At 68.3% G+C, this 20,112-nt stretch carries 17 protein-coding genes; 8 read left to right on the forward strand and 9 right to left on the reverse strand.

The annotated features are described in order from the left end of the window. The first annotated feature begins 165 nt into the window (after positions 1-165). Positions 166-1,767: an ArnT family glycosyltransferase gene (locus G3M62_RS22745; RefSeq protein ID WP_165190819.1), complete on the forward strand. Its 1,602-nt coding sequence runs from the start codon at positions 166-168 to the stop codon at positions 1,765-1,767. A 42-nt stretch (positions 1,768-1,809) separates the two neighbouring features. On the opposite strand, the gene G3M62_RS22750 is transcribed toward G3M62_RS22745, so the two are convergent. Both G3M62_RS22750 and G3M62_RS22755 read right to left on the reverse strand, forming a co-directional pair. Then, positions 1,810-2,451, reverse strand: coding sequence for a 3-oxoacid CoA-transferase subunit B (locus tag G3M62_RS22750; protein ID WP_165190820.1), 642 nt, complete (start codon positions 2,449-2,451; stop codon positions 1,810-1,812). Next, a complete protein-coding gene (locus G3M62_RS22755; RefSeq protein WP_165190821.1) occupies positions 2,451-3,161 on the reverse strand; it encodes a CoA transferase subunit A in 711 nt (236 codons plus the stop codon). The genes G3M62_RS22750 and G3M62_RS22755 overlap by 1 nt, the downstream gene beginning before the upstream one ends. A 96-nt stretch (positions 3,162-3,257) precedes the next feature. On the opposite strand from G3M62_RS22755, the gene G3M62_RS22760 reads away from it, so the two are divergent. The 5 genes from G3M62_RS22760 to G3M62_RS22780 all read left to right on the forward strand — a co-directional run bounded on the left by G3M62_RS22760 (position 3,258) and on the right by G3M62_RS22780 (position 9,643). Continuing rightward, complete coding sequence (locus G3M62_RS22760) at positions 3,258-3,881, forward strand: NAD(P)H-dependent oxidoreductase (protein WP_165190822.1); 624 nt, start codon at positions 3,258-3,260, stop codon at positions 3,879-3,881. 55 nt (positions 3,882-3,936) lie between these two features. Continuing rightward, positions 3,937-5,856, forward strand: a complete 1,920-nt coding sequence (locus tag G3M62_RS22765; protein WP_165190823.1) for a monovalent cation:proton antiporter-2 (CPA2) family protein — start codon at positions 3,937-3,939, stop codon at positions 5,854-5,856. A 184-nt stretch (positions 5,857-6,040) separates the two neighbouring features. Beyond that, positions 6,041-6,280, forward strand: a complete 240-nt coding sequence (locus G3M62_RS22770) for a DUF6894 family protein (RefSeq protein ID WP_165190824.1) — start codon at positions 6,041-6,043, stop codon at positions 6,278-6,280. 62 nt (positions 6,281-6,342) lie between these two features. Then, positions 6,343-7,884: a response regulator gene (locus G3M62_RS22775; RefSeq protein WP_165190825.1), complete on the forward strand. Its 1,542-nt coding sequence runs from the start codon at positions 6,343-6,345 to the stop codon at positions 7,882-7,884. Positions 7,885-7,921: 37 nt separating this feature from the next. Then, positions 7,922-9,643, forward strand: a complete 1,722-nt coding sequence (locus G3M62_RS22780; RefSeq protein WP_165190826.1) for an AmpG family muropeptide MFS transporter — start codon at positions 7,922-7,924, stop codon at positions 9,641-9,643. 142 nt (positions 9,644-9,785) lie between these two features. Here G3M62_RS22780 and G3M62_RS22785 read toward each other — a convergent pair whose 3' ends face one another. The 4 genes from G3M62_RS22785 to rlmN form a co-directional block, all read right to left on the reverse strand. Next, the gene (locus G3M62_RS22785) at positions 9,786-10,625 is read right to left on the reverse strand and encodes a S1 family peptidase (protein ID WP_165190827.1); all 840 of its coding nucleotides are present in this window, start codon (positions 10,623-10,625) and stop codon (positions 9,786-9,788) included. A gap of 26 nt (positions 10,626-10,651) precedes the next feature. Then, positions 10,652-11,080, reverse strand: coding sequence for a DUF350 domain-containing protein (locus tag G3M62_RS22790; RefSeq protein ID WP_165190828.1), 429 nt, complete (start codon positions 11,078-11,080; stop codon positions 10,652-10,654). A gap of 86 nt (positions 11,081-11,166) precedes the next feature. Then, entirely contained in the window at positions 11,167-11,586 is a 420-nt protein-coding gene (locus G3M62_RS22795; protein ID WP_165190829.1) for a hypothetical protein, read from the reverse strand. After that, on the reverse strand, positions 11,587-12,801 hold the full coding sequence (gene rlmN / locus G3M62_RS22800; protein ID WP_165190830.1) for a dual-specificity RNA methyltransferase RlmN: 1,215 nt from the start codon (positions 12,799-12,801) through the stop codon (positions 11,587-11,589). 206 nt (positions 12,802-13,007) lie between these two features. Between rlmN and G3M62_RS22805 the strand changes: the two genes are divergently transcribed. Beyond that, the gene (locus G3M62_RS22805; RefSeq protein WP_246263389.1) at positions 13,008-14,660 is read left to right on the forward strand and encodes a TadE/TadG family type IV pilus assembly protein; all 1,653 of its coding nucleotides are present in this window, start codon (positions 13,008-13,010) and stop codon (positions 14,658-14,660) included. A 145-nt stretch (positions 14,661-14,805) separates the two neighbouring features. Here G3M62_RS22805 and G3M62_RS22810 read toward each other — a convergent pair whose 3' ends face one another. Further along, complete coding sequence (locus G3M62_RS22810; RefSeq protein ID WP_165190832.1) at positions 14,806-15,741, reverse strand: isopenicillin N synthase family dioxygenase; 936 nt, start codon at positions 15,739-15,741, stop codon at positions 14,806-14,808. Positions 15,742-15,952: 211 nt separating this feature from the next. Here G3M62_RS22810 and G3M62_RS22815 point away from each other — a divergent pair, with 211 nt between their 5' ends. Further along, positions 15,953-16,627 (forward strand): YiaD family glycine zipper/OmpA-like lipoprotein, encoded by a 675-nt coding sequence (locus G3M62_RS22815; RefSeq protein ID WP_165190833.1) that lies wholly within the window; start codon positions 15,953-15,955, stop codon positions 16,625-16,627. Positions 16,628-17,464: 837 nt separating this feature from the next. Here G3M62_RS22815 and G3M62_RS22820 read toward each other — a convergent pair. Both G3M62_RS22820 and gshB read right to left on the reverse strand, forming a co-directional pair. Then, on the reverse strand, positions 17,465-19,015 hold the full coding sequence (locus G3M62_RS22820) for a YifB family Mg chelatase-like AAA ATPase (protein ID WP_165190834.1): 1,551 nt from the start codon (positions 19,013-19,015) through the stop codon (positions 17,465-17,467). Between the two features lie 129 nt (positions 19,016-19,144). Continuing rightward, positions 19,145-20,092: a glutathione synthase gene (gene gshB, locus G3M62_RS22825; protein WP_165190835.1), complete on the reverse strand. Its 948-nt coding sequence runs from the start codon at positions 20,090-20,092 to the stop codon at positions 19,145-19,147. Between the last annotated feature and the right edge of the window lie 20 nt (positions 20,093-20,112).

Here is a 20,112-nt window from a genome sequence, read left to right on the forward strand (position 1 = left end):
GCGCGGCGAGACGCGCTAAGTAAGCCCCATCTTATGAGCGCTCTTTAGCGACCAATTTAGAAGGTTTGGTGACGGAAACGCCACGCACGCGGAGAAACCCGACATAACGGGCGCCGTTGCAACACATTTAGTCAGCGTCCTCTTACTTATGCGGGAGAAATCAGCGTGCCCCTTGATGAAACCGAGCGATCGACCCAGGCGCGCGCCTGGCGGCTGACGCTCCTCTTGGTGGGCGTTCTGACGATTCTGCGGGTCGTTGCGCTGTTCGTCACGACCTTGGAGTTGTACCCGGACGAAGCCCAATATTGGCTGTGGTCGCGGCATCTGGATTTCGGCTATTTTTCCAAACCTCCGGTCATCGCCTGGCTGATCTGGGCCACCACCGGCGTCGGTGGCGACGCCGAGCCCTGGCTGCGCATCGGCTCGCCCCTGATCAACGCCGGAACGGCCCTGGTCACCTCCCGCATCGCGACGCGGCTCTATGGGGACGAACGTGGCGGCGCCTGGGTCGGCCTGGTCGCCGCGGCGTTCTTCAGCCTGATGCCCGGCATCCAACTGTCGTCGGTGCTGATCACCACCGACACCCCGCTGCTGTTCTTCCTGGCCTTGATGATCTGGGCCTGCGTCGCCCTGCCCCACGCCTCGCCCCGCGCCCGGATCTGGGTCGCCGCCGGCATGGGCGCGGCCCTGGGCATGGCGTTCCTCAGCAAGTACGCGGCGATCTACGCCCTGGCCAGCCTGGGCGCGCACCTGTTCCTGTCGCGCGACGCCCGGCGCGCCTGGACCCCGGCGATGGCGGTCGCCTTCTTCGCCACTCTGTTCGTGGTGTTCGCGCCCAACATGATCTGGAACTACCAGCATCACTTCGCGACGTTGGAGCACACGGCGGCCAACGCCAACTGGAAGGCCGGCAAGCTGTTCAATCCGCTGGAGCTGGGACTGTTTCTCGGCTCGCAGTTCGGCGTGTTCGGCCCCGTGCCGTTCGCCGTGCTGGGGGGCGGGGCGATCCTGCTGGCGGTCCGCAAGCGGCTCGCCCAGGCCGACGTCCTGCTGCTGTGCTTCGCCATACCGCCACTGGTCACGGTGGCGGCGCAGGCCTTCGTGTCCCGGGCCAACGCCAACTGGGCTGGCGCGGCCTATGTCGCCGGTTCGGTGCTGGTCGCGGCCTGGCTGCTGCGCTGGGGCGCCCGCCGCTGGCTGATCGGCGGCCTGGCCTTGCAGGCGCTGCTGGCGGCGGTGTTCCTGGCCTGGGTGATCAATCCGCGCACGGTCGACGCCATGGGCATGTCCAACAGCTTCAAGCGAGCGCGGGGCTGGGACCAGACGGTGCAGGCGATCATCGAACGCTCGCGCGAAGAGCAGGCCCTGCGCGGCGGCCTGACCGCCGTCGCCGTCGACGACCGCTTTCTCTACAATGTCGCCGCCTATTACGGTCGCGACTATTTCGGCACGCCGGCCGCCCCGCCGCTGAGGATGTGGGTGCACGAGATCGCCGCCCGCAATCAGGCCGAGACCGAGGCGCCGCTGGACGCGGCCCTGGGCCGACGCGCGCTGATCGCCAGTCTGGAAGGGACCTATCGCGGCAAGATCCAGCGGGACTTCGCGACGACCTCCGACCTGCAGATCGTCCGTGTACGCCTGGACAAGAAGCGCTCGCGCCGCACCGACCTGTTCATCGCCCAGGGCTTTCGACCCGTGCCGCGCGATCCAGTGACCGGCCTGCCGCCGAACGCGTCCTGGCGGGATCCCGGGGCGAGCGCAAAGTAGAACTGTTCTTCCCTCCCCTCGTGGGGAGGGAAGAACTTGATCTTAAACCCCGACCTCGAACGCCGCCTCGGTCTTGGCCTTCACCTCGTCAACCGTCACGCCCGGCGCCAGTTCGATCAGCTTGACCGGCGTCTTGCCGCGATTGATCTCGAACACGCCAAGCTCGGTGATCAGCAGGTCGACCACCCCGGCCCCGGTCAGGGGCAGCGAACAGCGGTGCAGCAGCTTGGGCGCGCCGGACTTCTCGCAGTGGTCCATGACCACCACCACGCGCTTGACGCCGGCCACCAGATCCATGGCGCCGCCCATGCCCTTGACCATCTTGCCGGGCACCATCCAGTTGGCCAGGTCGCCGGTCTCGGACACCTGCATGCCGCCGAGGATGGACAGGGCGATGTGGCCGCCGCGGATCATCGCGAAGCTGTCGGCCGACGAGAAGTACGAACTGGAGTCCAGCTCGGTGATCGTCTGCTTGCCGGCGTTGATCAGGTCGGCGTCCTCTTCGCCCTCGTAGGGGAAGGGGCCCATGCCCAGCATGCCGTTCTCGCTCTGCAGCGTCACATGCATGCCTTGCGGGATGTAGTTGGCCACCAGGGTCGGGATGCCGATGCCCAGGTTCACATAGAAGCCGTCCCGCAGCTCCTTGGCCGCCCGTTCGGCCATCTCGTCGCGCGTCCAGGCCATCAGACGGTCTCCTTCGGGCGTGTGGTCACGCGTTCGATCCGCTTCTCGAACTTCGCGCCCTTGACGATATGGTCGACATAGATGCCGGGCGTGTGGATGTTGTCCTTGTCCAGGGCCCCGATTTCCACCAGGTCCTCGACCTCGACGACGGTGACCTTGCCGGCCGTGGCCATCATCGGATTGAAGTTGCGGGCGGTCTTTCGGTAGACGAGGTTGCCCTCGGCGTCGGCCTTCCAGGCCTTGACGATCGACAGGTCGGCGGTCAGGCCGCGCTCCATCACGTACATCTCGCCGTCGAACTCGCGGGTTTCCTTGCCCTCGGCCACCAGGGTGCCGTAGCCGGTGCGCGTGAAGAAGGCGGGGATGCCCGCCCCGCCGGCGCGAATGCGTTCGGCCAGCGTGCCCTGCGGATTGAACTCCAGTTCCAGCTCGCCGGAGAGGTAGAGCTGTTCGAACAGCTTGTTCTCACCCACATAGGAGGAGACCATCTTCTTGATCTGGCGGTTCTCCAGCAGGATCCCCAGGCCAAAGCCGTCGACGCCGCAATTGTTGGAGACCACCGTGAGGTCCTTGACGCCCGTCTCGCGGATCGCCGCGATCAGGTTCTCGGGAATACCGCACAGGCCGAAACCACCGGCCATGATGGTCATGCCATCGAATAAAAGACCCGCCAGCGCTTCGGCGGCTGTGGACTTCACCTTGTCGACCATGGTTCCTCCCGGAGCGACGTTTGGCGACTGCTCTGAGCCGCCGGACGGAGAAATTCAACCCGTGATGAATAAAATTTCGAGGCCTGGAGCAGCGACGTGACGGATCAGGTTCAGCCCAAGACAGACCCGAGCGACGCTACCACCGGCCTCGTGACGCCCGCCACCTCGGGCGTGCTTTTGGCCCTGGCTCATCCGGCGCTTGAACGCTCGCGCGCCAATCGCGCCCTGGCCAAGGCGGCCAAGGGCCTGGAGGGCGTCACCTTCCACGATCTCTACGAGACCTATCCGGACTTCGCGATCGACATCGAGGCCGAGCAGGAAAAGCTGATGGCGCACGACGTGATCGCCGTGCAGTTCCCGCTCTACTGGTACTCGACCCCCGCCCTGCTGAAGGAGTGGTTCGACCTGGTCTGGCTGCATGGCTTCGCCTACGGCCTGGACGGCAACGCCATGGCCGGCAAGCGCCTGTTCGCCGCCTGCACCACCGGCGGGGCGGCCAAGGCCTATCACGCCCATGGCTACAACCGCTTCACCCTGGACGAATATCTGCGCCCCCTGGAACAGACCGCCTATCTGTGCGGCATGGTCTGGGAGACGCCGTTCGTGGTGCACGGCGCGGCGACCAAGGACGACGAGGAGCTGAAGGCCGAGGCCCTGCGCTATCGCGCCCGCATCGGCTCGCTGATGACCGCCCCCGCCGACGCGGAGCTGGGCGCATGACGTTTGGCGAGGAAAATGACAAGACCCGCGGGACGCCAGAGGGGATGAACCGCTGATGCCGTTCCTGTTGCAAGCCCTGGTCTATCTCGGCGCCGCCGTCATCTCCGTGCCGATCGCCAAGCGCCTGGGCCTGGGCTCGGTGCTGGGCTACCTGATCGCTGGCGTGGTGATCGGGCCGTTCGCCCTGTCGCTGGTCGGCGAGCAGACCGACATCATGAAGTTCGCCGAGTTCGGCGTTGTGATCCTGCTGTTCCTGATCGGGCTGGAGGTCCAGCCCTCGACCCTGTGGGACATGCGCAAGGCGATCTTCGGCTTCGGCGGCGCCCAGGTGGTCGGCACCTCGCTGGCCATCGCCGGGGTCTCCATGCTGCTGGGCCTGCCCTGGCAGACCGCGCTGGCCGTCGGGATGGTGCTGGCCATGTCGTCCACCGCCATCGTTCTGCAGACCCTGGACGAGAAAGGCCTGAGGCAGGGACCGGTCGGACGGGCCGCCTTCGGCATCCTGCTGCTGCAGGACCTGGCGGTCATCCCGATGTTTGCGCTTCTGCCGACCCTGGCGACCATCGCCCCGCCGGTCCATGCGGGCGCGGTCGAGACCCACGGCGGCGCCAGCCTGATCGCTCACCTGCCACCCTGGGCCCAGGGCCTGTCGGTGCTGGCGGCCGTGGGCGTCGTGGTCGGAGGCGGCCGCTATCTGGTGCGGCCGATCTTCCGCTTCATCGCCGAGGCCAGGCTGCGCGAGATCTTCACCGCCGCCGCCCTGCTGATCGTGGTGGGCGTGGCCAGCATCATGCAGACCGTCGGCCTGTCGCCGGCTCTGGGCGCATTCCTCGCCGGGGTCGTCCTGGCCGAGAGCGAGTTCCGCCGCGAGCTGGAAACCGACATCGAGCCGTTCCGCGGCCTGCTGCTGGGCCTGTTCTTCATCACCGTCGGCGCGGGCATCGACCTGAAGCTGGTGGCCGCCCAGCCGCTGGTGTTGATCGGCCTGGTCCTGGGGCTGATGATCCTGAAGTTCGGGGTCCTGTTCGGCATCGCCCGACTGTTCGGCGCCCCGGCGCGAGGCGCGGCCGCCGTCGCCACGGCCCTGGCCCAGGGCGGGGAGTTCGCCTTCGTCCTGCTGAGCTTCACGGTCGGGGCCGGCGTGATCGGCGCCACCCTGGCGGCCCTGCTGACCGCCGCCGTGGCCGTCTCCATGGCCCTGACTCCCGTGGCGATGATCCTCTACGAACGCATCGCCCAGATGTTCGACGCCGCCATTCCCAAGCAGATTCCCGACACCGGGGCCTTCGAGGACGGCGAGCCGGACATCATCATCGCCGGCTTCGGACGCTTCGGTCAGATCACCGGCCGCCTTCTGACCGCCAACGGCTTCCGCTCGACCGTGCTGGACAGCGACATCGAGCAGATCGACCTGCTGCGCCGCTTCGGCCGCCGGGTGCACTATGGCGACGCCACGCGAATGGACCTGCTGCGCGCCGCCGGCATCGAGCGGGCCCGGATGCTGATCGTCGCCTTGGACGACCGCGAAAAGACCGTCGAGCTGGTCGAGACCGCCCGCAAGGCCTTCCCCGATCTGGTGATCCTGGCCCGGGCCTGGGACCGCCGCCACGCCTATGACCTGTTGGCCAACGGCGCCGACGCGGTCGAGCGCGAGACGTTCGAGGCCGCCCTGGCCCTGGGCACCACCGCCCTGCAGAAGCTGGGCTACCGCGCCCACCGTGCTCACCGCGCCGGGGCGATCTTCCGCCGCCATGACCGCAAGTCGTTCGAGGATCTGCGTCCCGTCTGGGGCCAGGAGGAGGCCTATATCCTGGCCTCGCGCGACGCGGCCCAGACCATGGACAAGCTGCTCAACGCCGACCTGGCGCGCCTGCGTCCGGGCGATGCGACCGGCGCCTGGGACACCGCCAGTCTCGACGAGGAACTGAAGGAACGCGCCGAACGCGAAGCCGCCAAGCGCGAGGCCGCGAAGTAGCGGTTACGCGGCCCTCCCCCTGTCGGGGAGGCGGCGCGAAGGCGCCGGTGGGGGGGAGCAGACCCAGCTCGGCAAACTCCCCCCTCCGTCGGCCGCGCCGACACCTCCCCACAGGGGGAGGATTTCAACGTCGGGAACCGGACACTCCGGCGGGGCCTTCCCTTTCACAGGAAGGTTCAAACCAATGCGGTACTATTTCCAGCTCAGCGACGGCCACGTGCTGACCGACGAGGAGGGCGCGCTATTCGACGATCTCGATGCGGCCAAGATCGAGGCGGCGCGGATCGCCGGCGAGTGGCTGCGCGACAACGCCGACGAGTTCGCCCAAGACGGCAGCCTGCTGGTCGAGGTGCTGGACGAGCGCCGCGCCGTGCTGGCCACCGTCGCCGTCGAGGCCAACGCCCCGACTGGAACGATGCACTAGGCCGCGCCCGCTCGCCTCCCCGCATACCCTACGTTAAGCCGCGCTCGCTAAGGTCGCGGCTCATGAGCAACCGTCCTTCCTCCGCCGGGGTCACCCCCGAACAGCTGGCGACCCTCAGCCACGAGTTCCGCACCCCGCTGAACGGCGTGCTGGGCATGGCGCGGCTGCTGGAGGGCACCCGCCTGACCGCCGAACAGCGGGCCTATGTCGGCGCCTTGCGCGAGAGCGGCGACCACCTGCTGTCGCTGGTCAACGACGTGCTGGACTTCGCTCGCCTGGGCGCCACGGCCATCGAGCTGCACGCCGCTCCGGTCGATGTCGAGAACCTGCTGCGCCAGGTGGCCGAGCTGCTCAGCCCCCGGGCTCACGAGAAGACCATCGAGATCGCCTGGGCCGTCGCGCCCGGCCTGCCGACCATCCTGGCCGACGAGGGCCGTCTGCGGCAGGTGCTGCTGAACTACGCCGGCAACGCCATCAAGTTCACCGAGGCTGGCGGCGTGCTGCTGAGCGCCGATCTCACCGCCAATGGCCGCATCCGCTTCTCCGTTCGCGACACCGGGCCGGGCGTCGCCCCCGAAGCCCGGGCCGCGATCTTCGAGGCCTTCGTTCAGACCGATCCCTCGCACCAGGCCCAGCTGGGCGGCGCGGGCCTGGGCCTGGCCATCGTCGCCCGCCTGGCCGGCGCCATGAACGGCGAGGCCGGGGTCGGCGGCGAGCTGGGCCAGGGCGCCGACTTCTGGTTCGAGGCGCCGTTCGACTTCGCGCCGACCGCACCCGCGGAACTGCCCCTGACCGGTCGCGCCGTCGCGATCGCCTCGCCCAACGCCATGATCCGCGAAGCCGCCATCCGCCAGATCCGCGCCAGCGGCGGCCAGGCCCTGTCGGGCGAGACGGTCGCCGAGGCTCTCAAAGGCGCCCCGCCCGAGGCCGTGCTGCTGCTCGACGTCGCCCTGGCCTCCCCGCGCGGCGCGCTGAAGCCGCCCGCCGGCCGCGCCTGCGTCGTTCTGCTGACGCCGGACCAGCGCGACCGCATTCCCAAGCTCAAGGCCGCCGGCCTGGGCTATCTGATCAAGCCGCTGCGCCGCGCCTCGCTGATCGCCCAGGTGCTGGAGGCCCGCGCCGCCAAGTCCGCCGCCGTCGAAGCCCCGGCCCCGACCCCGACCAAGGCGCTGGAGGACGACCGCATCGCCCCGGCCGCCGCCCCCGGGGTGCGCGTGCTGCTGGCCGAGGACAACCCGATCAACGCCCTGCTGGCTCGCGCCCTGCTGGAGCGCGAAGGCTGCAAGGTCGACCGCATCGCCAGCGGCGACGAGGCCGTCTCGGCCCTATCGCGCGGCTTCTACGACCTGATCCTGATGGACCTGCGCATGCCCGGCCTGAACGGCCTGGAGGCCACCAAGGCCCTGCGCGAACGCGGCGTCACCACCCCGATCGTCGCCTTGACCGCCGACGCCTTCGACGAGGATCGCCGCGCCTGCCTGGCGGCCGGGATGAACGACTTCCTGGCCAAGCCCCTGACACCAGCCGCCCTGCGCGGCGTACTGACCAACTGGACCGGCCTCGGCTGGACGAAAGCGGCGACACGCGCCAAGGTCGCCGGCTAAGGGCGGGGCGGTTTCCCCGCTTCGGGGACCGCCACGCATGACCGACGACGCCGCGCCGACGCCGCAGAAGAAGACGCTTCTCCAGACCCTGGCCTTCTTCGGCGAGCGCCGCAGCCTGGTGATGCTGGGCCTGGGGTTCGCCTCGGGCCTGCCCTACATGCTGATCTTCGACACCCTGTCGCTGTGGCTGCGGGACGCCGGCCTGTCGCTGGCGGTGATCGGCTTCTTCAGCCTGGCGACGCTGTCGTTCTCGTTCAAGTTCCTCTGGGCTCCGCTGATCGACCGCACCAAACTCCCCATCCTGCATGGGCTGGTCGGCCATCGCCGCGCCTGGATGCTGGCCTGCCAGGCGGTGATCATCCTGGGCTTGCTGGCCATTTCCGGCGTCAATCCGGCCCAGAACCTGCCGCTGATGGCGGCCATCGCCGTGGTCGTCGGCTTCGCCACCGCCACCCAGGACATCGTCATCGACGCCTGGCGGATCGAGGTGGTCGACACCGAGCGCCAAGGCCAGATGGCCGTGGCCGTGCAGTGGGGCTATCGCGGGGCCATGATCATGGCCGGCGCCGTGCCGCTGCTGCTGGCCGAGCGCTTCGGCTGGAACATCTCCTACCTCGCCATGGCCGGGGCCATGGTGGTGGGCGTGATCTCGACCCTGGCGGCGCCGCGCGAGGCGGCCCACGCCATCCGGCCGATCCACACCGACGGCGTCAACCAGCCCAAGGCGCTGGAGATCCTGGAATGGCTGGCGCGCCTGGCCATCCTGGTGGTCGGCGCCCTGCTGGTCGGCTCGGGCCTGTCGGGCGACGCCAGCCTGCTGTCCAAGTTCGCCGGCGGCGAGGCCCTGGCCGACGCCTGGAAGGACAAGCAGACGGGGATCTGGCTGCAGCTTCTCGGCGTGCTGGCCGGCCTGGCCGTGATCGTGGTCGCCGCCTGGCCGATCCCCAAGGTCAAGACCAAGCCCGGCGTCTATCTGTCGACCGCGCTCTATTCGCCGCTGAAGGAGTTCCTGACCCGCTTCTCGGGGGTGGCCGGCCTGATCCTGGCGGCGATCTGCGTCTACCGGGTGTCGGACTTCGTGCTCAACATCATGAACCCGTTCTACCGGGACATGGGCTTCTCGCTGACCGAGATCGCCGAGATCCGTAAGGTGTTCGGCATCATCGCCTCGATGGCCGGCGTCTTCCTGGGCGGTGTGGTCGTGGCGCGCTTCGGCTTGATGAAGGCGCTGATCGTCGGGGCCTTCGCCCAGCCGATCAGCAACCTGATGTTCGCCCTGCTGGCCATGAGCGGCCACAGCGTGCCGATGCTGTTCGCCTCGATCTGCATCGACAACATCGCCGGCGGCGTGGCCGGCACCGCCCTGATCGCCTACATGTCCAGCCTGACCACGGCGGGCTTCACGGCCACGCAATACGCTTTGTTCTCGTCGCTCTACGCCCTGCCCGGCAAGCTGATCGCCTCGCAGTCGGGGCGGATCGTCGAGGCCTCGGCCCACGCGGCGGAAGCCGGCGGCCCGGTCGGCGCCCTGAAGGGCCTGTTCACCCGCCTGCCGCCTGAAAGCTTCACCGCCGCCGGCGCCAAGCTGGGGGTCAGCGCCCCGGCCATGGCGGCTGGCTATACTGCCTTCTTCATCTACACCGCCCTGATCGGCGTTGTGGCCATCGCCCTGTCGTTCCTGGTCGCCGCGAGGCAGCCGGCCCACATGGCGGCCAAGGCGGAGGCTGAGGCCGAGACGGGGGAAGAGGTTATCGCCTGATCCTCCAATCCGCTCATCCCGGCGAACGCCAGGACCCAGATGGAATGGCGGGGTGGTCGACACCAAGAACGTTGAGCCTGTCCAATCAGACTCTCTGCTCAACGATCTGGGTCCCGGCATTCGCCGGGATGAGCGGCGTTACCTAGGTCTCGCTCTTCAGACAGACCACCTGGGCCACCCGCAGGTCGCGGCGCAGGCCGTCGGCCACGCGGCCGTAGTTCTCGGTGGTGATCGCCTCGCCCAGGGCGAAGCTGGCCGGACGGCGGCGGCTCTGCTTGAGCAGGTCGTCCATCGTCTCCTGGGCGGTCGTGTAGATCCGGCCCCGGCGCGGCGATTCCGCCACCGTCACCCCGATCACCCGACCGGCGCTGTCGAGGGCCGGCGCGCCCGACAGACCCGACAGCGTGCCCTTCAGATTGTCGGTCCGTCCGACCTCGGCCCAGACCAGCACCGGCTCGACCCGGGCGCCGCGCCCCCGGATGACCAGGTTCTCGCGGCCCAGAAGGCGCGAGGTGACCTCGCCCGGATGGCCTTGCGGAAAGCCCGGATGATAGGCTCGTTCGCCGCGCCGGGGCGGCTCGGCCACGCCGCGCAACGGCACGGCGGGGGCTCCGCCCTCGGTGGTCAGGATGGCCGCGTCGCCGGACGGATCCAGCGTGATGCGGGCCGCCACGCCTCGGCCGTCGGCCACGACGATCGCCGCCTGGCGGCAGCCGTCGACCACGTGCCGGGCGGTCAGCCACGAGCCGCCGTCGTCGACCGAGAACGCCGTGCCGCTACCGGGCTGGCCCTTTTCGGGCACCTGGACGACCACGGACGGATCGAACGGCGAGGCCGGACCCAGCGGCAGGCCAACATCGCCCGGCACCGGCGGCGGCGGCGGCGGCGCGTCGGAACGCTCCTGCCGGCCGACGGCCACGACCAGCAGGGCGCTGACCACCGCCCCGTAGATCAGCCAGTCCGGAAGCTTCGGGAAATGCACTTAAACCGCCCCCGCTCGCCCGACCGTCAGCCGGCCACCGCGGCGGCCAGGATCAGGGCGGTGGCGATCTTGGCGCCGACCAGCAGGGCGGCGGCGGCGACCTCGCCCTCGTTGATCCGCTCGGGCAGGCCCTTGAGCAGCATGTCGGTGATCCGGAAGACCAGCAGCTGGACGACGATGGTCGACACGCCCCACAGCACGATCTCCAGCGGCGAAACCGAGGCCGACAGCGAGGTGGCCAGCGGAATGGCCAGGCCCACCATCACCCCGCCCAGCGACAGGGCGGCGGCGGCGTTGCCCTCGCGGATCAGCTTGATCTCCTTGTGCGGGGTCAGCAGGGCGTAGAGCGCCGTGCCGATCACCAGCATCACCAGGGTGATGGCGGCGTGCATCAGCGTCAGCGGCAAGCCGCTGGCGAAGGCCTGGATCTCGGGCGACTGGAGCTGAGGCGACATGAAACGGTAATCCCCGAACTTGAGGGACGCATTGCTAGCACGGGATCAAGCGCCGTGCGTAGGGGGCTCGTCTGGCAAGCGAGACGCTACTGGGCGAAGCTGACGACCGACCAGCCGTACGACCGGATCCGCCAGCCCCCATCTTCCAGCACCTGCACGAACGACCAGCCGCCCTGCTCGTCGAACCGCTTGCCGTCGCGCACGCCGGTCCAGCGGGTGGGCAGGGAGAAATAGACCAGGTCGTCCGTCCGCGCGAAGTCCTGCGGCGGGCCGAACGTGTGGCGAAGATCGGTGATCGCCCTCACGTGCCGGGCCATCAGGTCGCGCCAGTGATCCAGACCGGCTTGGCCCATGAAGACGTGCGGTGGGAAGTTCTCGAGGATGGTGACTTCGCCCACCGAGAACACGCCCCGCAGGACGAGGCGCTCGTCGGCTGTCTCGAGGAAGCGCGCCAACGCCTCGGGGCCGGCCATCATGGCGGCGTCCGGCGCGGCGACGTCCGGCATCTAGGCGGCCGCCTCGTCCTCGTCGTCCAGCACGCCGGCCATGGCCGCCATCGACAGCTTGCGCATGGCCGAGGCGCGGACCTTCTCGCTCTCGCTCTTCAGCTGGCCGCAGGCGGCCAGGATGTCGCGGCCCCGGGGCGTGCGGATCGGCGAGGAGTAGCCGGCGCGGTTGAGGATGGCGGCGAAGGTCTCGATCGCCGTCCAGTCCGAGCACTGATAGTCGCTGCCCGGCCACGGGTTGAACGGGATCAGGTTGACCTTGGCGGGGATGCCCTTGATCAACTTGACCAAGGCCCGGGCCTCGTCGGGGCTGTCGTTGACGCCCTTCAGCATCACGTATTCGAACGTCACCCGGCGGGCGTTGCTGATGCCCGGATAGGCGCGAATGCCGGCCATCAGCTGGTCCAGCGGATACTTCTTGTTCAGCGGCACCAGCACGTCGCGCAGCGGATCGTTGGTGGCGTGCAGGCTGATCGCCAGCATGGCCTGGGTCTTCTCGCCCAGGGCGTCCAGCTGCGGAACCACCCCCGAGGTCGAGACCGTGATCCGGCGGCGCGAGATGGCGATGCCCTCGTTGTCGCTGATGATCTCGATGGCGTCGGCCACCTGGCCCAGATTGTAGAGCGGCTCGCCCATGCCCATGAACACGATATTGCTCAGCAGGCGGTCTTCCTTGTCCGACGGCCATTCGGCGAGGTCGTCCTTGGCGATCTGCACCTGGGCGACGATCTCGGCGGCGGTCAGGTTGCGGACCAGGGCCTGGGTGCCGGTGTGACAGAAGCTGCAGTTCAGGGTGCAGCCGACCTGGCTGGAGACGCACAGCGCGCCGCTACGGCCGACCGACGGGATGTAGACGGTCTCGACCTCGATGCCCGGGGCCATGCGGATCAGCCACTTGCGGGTGCCGTCCTTGCTGACCTGGCGCTCGACCACCTCGGGACGCGCGACGGTGAACTGCTCGGCCAGCCGGGCGCGGGTTTCCTTGGCCACGTCGCTCATCTGGGCGAAGTCGGTCACGCCGCGATGGTGCACCCAGCGAAAGATCTGGGTGGCGCGCATCTTGGCCTTGCCGTGCTCGACCACGCCGCTCTCGGTCAGGGCGGCGACCATCTGCGGACGGGTCAGGCCCGACAGGTTGATCAGCGGCTTTGCGGCGGCGGCCCCTTCTTTCGAAGAAGAGGGAGCCATGCGCGACAGGTCGAGGGTGACGCTCAAGGGGCGGTCCGGGGTCAGGAATTTTAAGGATCGAGGCGAGGATATAGCAGCTCTCGCCGCTTTTTCCAAAAGGACGAGGCGTCGCGGCCCTTGACCTTCAGAGGCCGTGATTCACCATCGTCGTTTGCAGCCCGTTCACCGTCCTTGGCGATAATGCCCGATCTCTGGGGAGTCGGGCCTTGCTCATGACCATGTGGAAACGCCTTGTGGCGCGCCTTCGCACTGACGAGCGCGGGGCCATCGCCATTCAGTTCGCGCTGCTGTTGCTCCCCATCTCCGTCCTGGCGTTCGGCCTGATCGACCTGAGCCGCGCCAGCGTCCAGAAGCGGCAGCTGCAGGACGCGCTGGACGCCGCGACCCTGATGGCCGCCCGCTCGACCGCCACCACCAACGCCGATCTCGACGCCATCGGCGACGCGGCCCTGGCCACCGAGATGGCCGGCCTGGGCGTGCCCCTGACCCGCGACAACTCGACCTTCGCCTTGGGTTCCAACAACACCGTGGTCGGTTCGATCAAGAACGTCACGATCAAGCCGATCATCTCCAACCTCTGGAGCACCGGCGATTCCAACGTGGCGGCCGGCGCCACCGTGACCCGTTCGGTCAACAAGCTGGAAGTCGCCCTGGTGCTCGACAACACCGGCTCGATGGCCAGCACCCTGGGCTCGGGCGCCAAGAAGATCGACGCCCTGATCGACGCCTCCAAGTCCCTGGTCGACGTGCTGGCCGCCGCCGCGGCCACGGCCAGCGAAACCGACGCGGTCAAGATCAGCGTCGTGCCGTTCTCGATGACGGTGAATGTCGGCTCGACCTATCAGGGCCAGACCAGCTGGCTGACCGGCAAGATGCCGAGCAGCGGCTACGGAACGGACATCTTCGCGACCAACCAGGACCGCTTCACCCTGCTGTCGAACCTGGGCTTGACCTGGGGCGGATGCGTGGAAAGCCGGCCCGCGCCCTATGACGTCACCGACGATCCGCCCAGCACCTCGGTCCCCGCCTCGATGTTCATCCCGTTCTTCGCGCCGGACGAGCCCGACGACAACGTCGTCGGCGTCAACCAGTCCAGCACGACGCGCTATCGCGACTCCCGCACGACGAACACCAACTATCCGATCGCCAACAACTGGCTGCCGGATGGCGTCTCGCCCAGCGGCACCGCGCCCACGGCCTGGGCCACGCGGTCCACGCCGATCGCCAAGTACGCGTCCAGCAACAAGAACAATGTGATCAGCCAGGCCAAGTCCGGCTCGTCCTACGGCCCGAACGCCGGCTGCGGTCTGACCAGCCTGATGCGCCTGACCAATGTCCGCACCACCACCCAGCGCGACGCGGTCAAGACCAAGCTTGGCCAGATGATCGCCGTCGGCAACACCAACGTCGCCATGGGCCTGGCCTGGGGCTGGCACACCCTGTCGAACAACGCGCCGTTCGCCGACGGCGTGAACCCGACCACCGCCGACGGCAAGAAGACCACCAAGGTCATCGTGCTGCTGACCGACGGCGACAACACCAACGACGTCTACGGCAACCCCAACAACTCGATCTACACGGGCTATGGCTACATCGCCCAGGGCCGGCTGAAGACCGCCAGCGGAACCGCCCTGACGGCTAGCTCGACGGCCACCAACCGTCGCGACGCGATCGACGATCGTGAAACGATGCTGTGCGCGAACGCCAAGGCCGAAGGCGTGCAGATCTACGCCATCGGGGTGGGCGTCTCGAGCCACTCCAAGGCCATCCTGCAGAGCTGCGCCACCAAGCTGGACATGTACTACGACGTCAACGACGCCGACGAACTGACCTCGGTGTTCAACACCATCGCCGGTTCGATCCAGAACCTGCGGATCAGCAAGTAGCGGCCCCTCCCCCTGTGGGGGAGGTGTCGGCGAAGCTGACGGTGGGGGGCGTCGGCAGATGGCCGGCTCCAGGATCGACGATCCTAAAAACTCCCCCCACCGATCGCTACGCGATCGCCTCCCCCACGGGGGGAGGACCTAAGCCCTAGGCCAGCTTGATCTCGCGCAGGCGCTGCTGGAGGAACTCGTCGGCCGTGATCGACTCCGGATAGCGGTCCGGATTTTCGGCCGTGATCGTGTTGGGCAGGGTCTTGATCTCGTAGTCCGACGCGAAGTGCAGGAAGAACGGCGTCGAATAGCGCGGCACGCCGCGGCGCTCGGGCGGCGGGTTCTGCACGCGGTGCTGGGTCGAGGGCAGCACGTGGTTGGTCAGGCGCTCCAGCATGTCGCCGATGTTGACGACCAGGCAGCCGGGCGGCGGGTTGATCGGCAGCCACTGGCCGTCGCGGTCCAGCACTTCCAGCCCGCCTTCTTCCGCGCCGAGCAGCAGGGTGATGGTGTTGATGTCGCCGTGGGCGCCGGCCCGCACGCCGGTCGCGTCCACCGGGATCGGCGGATAGTGCAGCAGGCGCAGCACGCTGTTGCCGTTCTCGACGGTCGGCTTGAAGAAGTCGCGGTCCAGCTTCAGATAGGTGGCGACCGCCTCCAGCACCTTGCCGCCCATGGCGTCCAGGGCGTTGTAGAGCCAGCTGACGTCATGCTTGAAGGCCGGGATCTCGGCCGGCCAGACATTGTCGGCCATGGTGGCGCGGAAGCGATGGCCGGGCGGCAGGTCGCGGCCCATGTGCCAGAATTCCTTCAGGTCGTGGTGCGTGGCGCCCTTGGCGGTCTCGACCCCGAACGGGATGTAGCCCCGCGCCCCGCCCTTGATCCCGGCATATTGCTTCTTGATCTCGACCGGCAGGGCGAAGAAGGCCTTGGCGTCGTCGACCGCCGCGTCGATGCGGTCCTGCGGCAGGTCGTAGTCCGACAGCACCGCGAAGCCGTAACGCTCGAACGAGGCGCCCAGCGCCTGGGCGAACCTGTCGAAGTCCTTCGAATACAGGGTGAACGAGACGGGTTCGATGGCGGATGCGGACACGGGCGTGGGCCTTGAGGTTGGTAGCGGGGGCAGTAGTAAGACAGGACTTACTACACCGTCAGCTGGCGGGCGCGAAGTCCCCGCTCATGCTGGCGTCATGTGTGATGTTGGAACTTGACCATTCGAGAGGCGTTTTGCCTCGCAACCATTCAAGACGCCAGGGACCACGGGGCATAGCCTCGGATCAAGGCCGCAAGAGGGAAAGATCGTGATGATGAACAAGACCGCCATCGGCGTCGCCATGCTGGGCGCCCTGACCCTGGCCGCCTGCACCACCACCGATCCCTATACCGGCATGCCGGTGCGCAACAACACCGGGACCGGCGTCCTGGCCGGGGCCGGCATCGGCGCGGCCCTGGGCTATCTGACCAACACCAACAAGGGCGAGCAGGGCCGCAAGAACGCGCTGATCGGCGCGGGCATCGGCGCCTTGGCCGGCGGCGCGACCGGCAACTACATGGACCGTCAGCAGGCCGACTTCCGCCGCAGCCTGGAAGGCTCGGGCGTGATGATCCGCCGTAACGGCGACCAGATCGTGCTGGTCATGCCCAGCGACGTGACGTTCGCCGTCGACAAGTCCGAGGTCCAGCCGCAGTTCACCCGCGTGCTCGACGACGTGGCCCGCACCCTGAACGCCTATCCCCAGACCACGATCGACGTGGTCGGTCACGCCGACAGCAGCGGTCCGGACGACTACAACCAGACCCTGTCGGAACGCCGCGCCAGCTCGGTGGCCGGCTATCTGACCGGCCCCGGCCGGGTGCTGCCCGACCGCGTCTTCGTCGCCGGTCAGGGCGAGCGCCAGCCGATCGCCTCCAACGACACCGCCGAAGGCCGCGCCCAGAACCGCCGGGTCGAGATCATCCTGCGACCGCTGACGAAGTAGGAGACACAAGCCTCCCCCTTTGGGGGAGGCGATCGCGAAGCGATCGGTGGGGGGAGTTTTAGGGTCGTCGATCCGGGTTGTGGCCATCGGCCTATCACTCCCCCCTCCGTCGCCCTTTGGGCGACACCTCCCCCACAGGGGGAGGCTTTAAAATCACACAGCTTCGCCGCTTCACGCGGACCGCCGCTGAAGATTTGGGAAGGGTGCGAAGCGCCCGGGCCTCGCCCGGAGTAGCTTTGATGTTTGTACCGTTTCGACGAAGTGCAGGCGCTTCGCGTGGACCGTTTTCCAGAAGCCTTCGGATCGCGGATTTTTAACCCGCTCCGATGGAGGCCCCCGACGGGCGGAGAGTTGGCTGAACTCTCCGGACCGTGCGAGCGATTTCAGCCCGCACCTGCTGCGTTCGCCGATCCCTCGCCGCCTGGGCTTCGTCCTGTGTTTCAAGGAACCTGCCCAGGACGTCCGAAGCGTCACTCAAGACCACCGACGAGCGCTTCCCGCTCGACCACCCCCGAAAGCCGCATCGGTCGCCGTACGTGCGCCCTCCCCGTGCTCTCAGGTGCAAGCAGGATACGGGCGGTTTGGGAGGGTGAGGATAGATTGGGGTTGAGAAAGTTCAGGGCGTTGATTTTGCTTAACTTTAGTCTCTATACGCTGAGGATAGACAGCCAAATTGCCCTTCCCTCCCCCTTGTGGGGAGGGTGGCCCGCGTAGCGGGTCGGGTGGGGTTTGATGACTCAGCAGAACCAGGCCCGTCCCACACCCTGCACCGATCCCCCACCCGTCGGCTTCGCCGCCACCCTCCCCGCGAGGGGGAGGGACGGAGCGTCTCAGCTCTCAGAACGCCGCTTCGCCTGTCGCCGCCCCCATCGCGCTGGTCCGCCGATGCGCCAGGGCCTCGGCCACGTGCACGCGTCGGACGCTGGCCGCGCCCTCCAGGTCGGCGATCGTCCGGGCCAGGCGCAGGACGCGGGTCCAGCCTCGGGCGCTGATCTGGCCGGCCTCGGCGGCGCGGGCCAGCAGGCTTCGTCCGGCCTCGTCGAGATCGGCGATCTTCTCCAGATACCGCCCCTCGGCGCGGCCGTTCAGCGCCTCGGCCCCGATCGGCGCGCCTTCGATGTCGATCGCCCGTTCCAGCTGCAACCGGCGGGCCTGGGCGACCCGCGCCGCGACTTCCGCCGTGCCTTCCGAAGGCGGCGGCAAGGCCAGGTCGGCGGCGGTGACTGCCGGCATGTCGACGGCCAGGTCGATGCGGTCCATCAGCGGACCGCTGACCCGGCCCTGATAGTCGCGGATGCAACGCGGAGCCTTGCCGCACGCCCCCCGTCCAGCCCCGCCATGACCGCAGCGGCAGGGATTCATCGCCGCCACCAGCTGCACCCGGGCCGGATAGCGCACATGGGCGTTGGCCCGCGCGACCATCACCTCGCCGGTCTCCAGCGGCCCACGCAGGCTATCCAGCGCCTGCACCCCGAATTCCGGCAGCTCATCCAGGAACAGCACCCCATTGTGCGCCAGCGACACCTCGCCCGGCTTGGCCTTCAGCCCGCCGCCGGTCAGGGCCGCCATCGAGGCGCTGTGATGCGGCGCGCGATAGGGCCGCGCGCGGGTCAGCGTTCCCTTGGCGATCAGCCCCGCCACCGAATGGACCATCGAGGTCTCCAGCAGTTCGTGCGAGCTCAGGGGCGGCAAGAGCCCCGGCAAGCGCTGGGCCAGCATCGACTTGCCCGAGCCCGGCGGACCGCAGAACAGCAGGTTGTGCGAGCCGGCGGCGGCGATCTCCAGCGCCCGCTTGGCGTGTTCCTGGCCCTTGACGTCGCGCAGGTCCTTGCCCGGTTCGCCCTCGACCACCGGGCCGGGCAAGGGCGCCGACAGGATCTGGCCGCCCCGGAAATGGTTGATCAGCGCCACCAGCGAGCGCGGGGCCAGGATTCGGGTGCCACCCGCCCAGGCCGCTTCCGGTCCGCAAGCCTCGGGGCAGATCAGGCCTAAGTCCATCGCGCCGGCCGCCATGGCCGCCGGCAGGGCCCCGGCGCAGGGGGCGATCCGTCCGTCCAAGGATAGTTCTCCCATCGCCGCCCAGCCGTCGAGCGCGTCGATCGGAATGACGCCCATGGCGGCCATCACGGCCAGGGCTATGGGCAGGTCGTAGTGACTGCCCTCTTTCGGCAGATCGGCCGGCGCGAGATTGGCGACGATGCGCTTGGGCGGCAGGGACAGGCCCAGGCCGGCGAATGCTCCGCGCACGCGCTCCTTGCTCTCGGCCACGGCCTTGTCGCCCAGGCCGACGATGACCATGACCTGAGCGCCGCCCGTAAGCTGCACCTCGACGTCGACCCGACGCGCCTCCACGCCCTCGAACGCCACCGTGACGACCTTTGCCGCCATTGGGATTCCGCCCCCTTGCCCACTGATTTATCCACAAGCCAAGCATGGCCGTTGGAGCGGAGCAAGAACGAAAAACGAACGTTTCAGGAAAGTGTGACGATTCAGTCGTCTAGAAGTAGTTCCTAATCCTCAGGTAGAGCTTAGCTCGGCGATCCGATCCCAGAGGATCGCCGCGGCGTCGGCGCCGCCGAAACGCTTGAGCTGCTGGGCGCCGGTCGGCGAGGTGACGTTGATCTCGGTCAGGTACTCTCCGATCACGTCGATGCCCACGAACAGCAGGCCGCGTTTCTTCAGTTCCGGGCCGATGATCGCGCAGAGCTCGAGATCGCGCGCGGTCAGGTCCACCGCCTCGGCCCGGCCGCCGACCCGCAGGTTGGACCGCACCTGGCCGGCGGCCGGCACGCGGTTGACCGCGCCCACGGGCTCGCCGTGCACAAGCAGGATGCGCTTGTCGCCCTTGCTCACGGCCGGGACGAATTTCTGGGCGATCACCTGCTCGCGGCCGATCATGGCGTGCAGTTCCAGCAGGGCGTCGAGATTGGGGTCATCGGCCAACAGCCGCGCCACGCCCGAACCGCCGCCGCCGTACAGGGGCTTCAGGACGATATCGCCGTGCCGGGCGCGGAAGTCGTAGATCGCCTCGTGGTCGCTGGTGATCAGGGTCGGCGGCTGGACGCCCGGGAAGTCGGTGACGAACAGCTTCTCCGGCGCGTTGCGCACCTCCGCCGGATTGTTGACCACCAGGGTGTGGGGGTGAACCTTTTCGAGGAAGTGGGTGGCGGTGATGTAGGCCATGTCGAAGGGCGGGTCCTGGCGCATCAGCACCACGTCGACATCGTCCTTCATGTCCAGCAGCACGGTCTCGCCCAGCTGGGCGTGGGAGCCTTGCGTCTTGGTCAGCACCAGCGGCTGGGCGCGGGCGAACACCCGGCCGTCCTCCATCGACAGCTTGTCGGGCGTGTAGAACCACAGCTTGTGGCCGCGCGCCTGAGCCTCCCACATCATCAGGAAGGTGGTGTCGTTCTCGATGTTGATCCCTTGGACGGGATCCATCTGGACGGCGACTCTCAGCGACATGACGACTCCGGGGCTCTAGC

The organism is Caulobacter soli (assembly GCF_011045195.1).
Lineage (GTDB): Bacteria > Pseudomonadota > Alphaproteobacteria > Caulobacterales > Caulobacteraceae > Caulobacter > Caulobacter soli.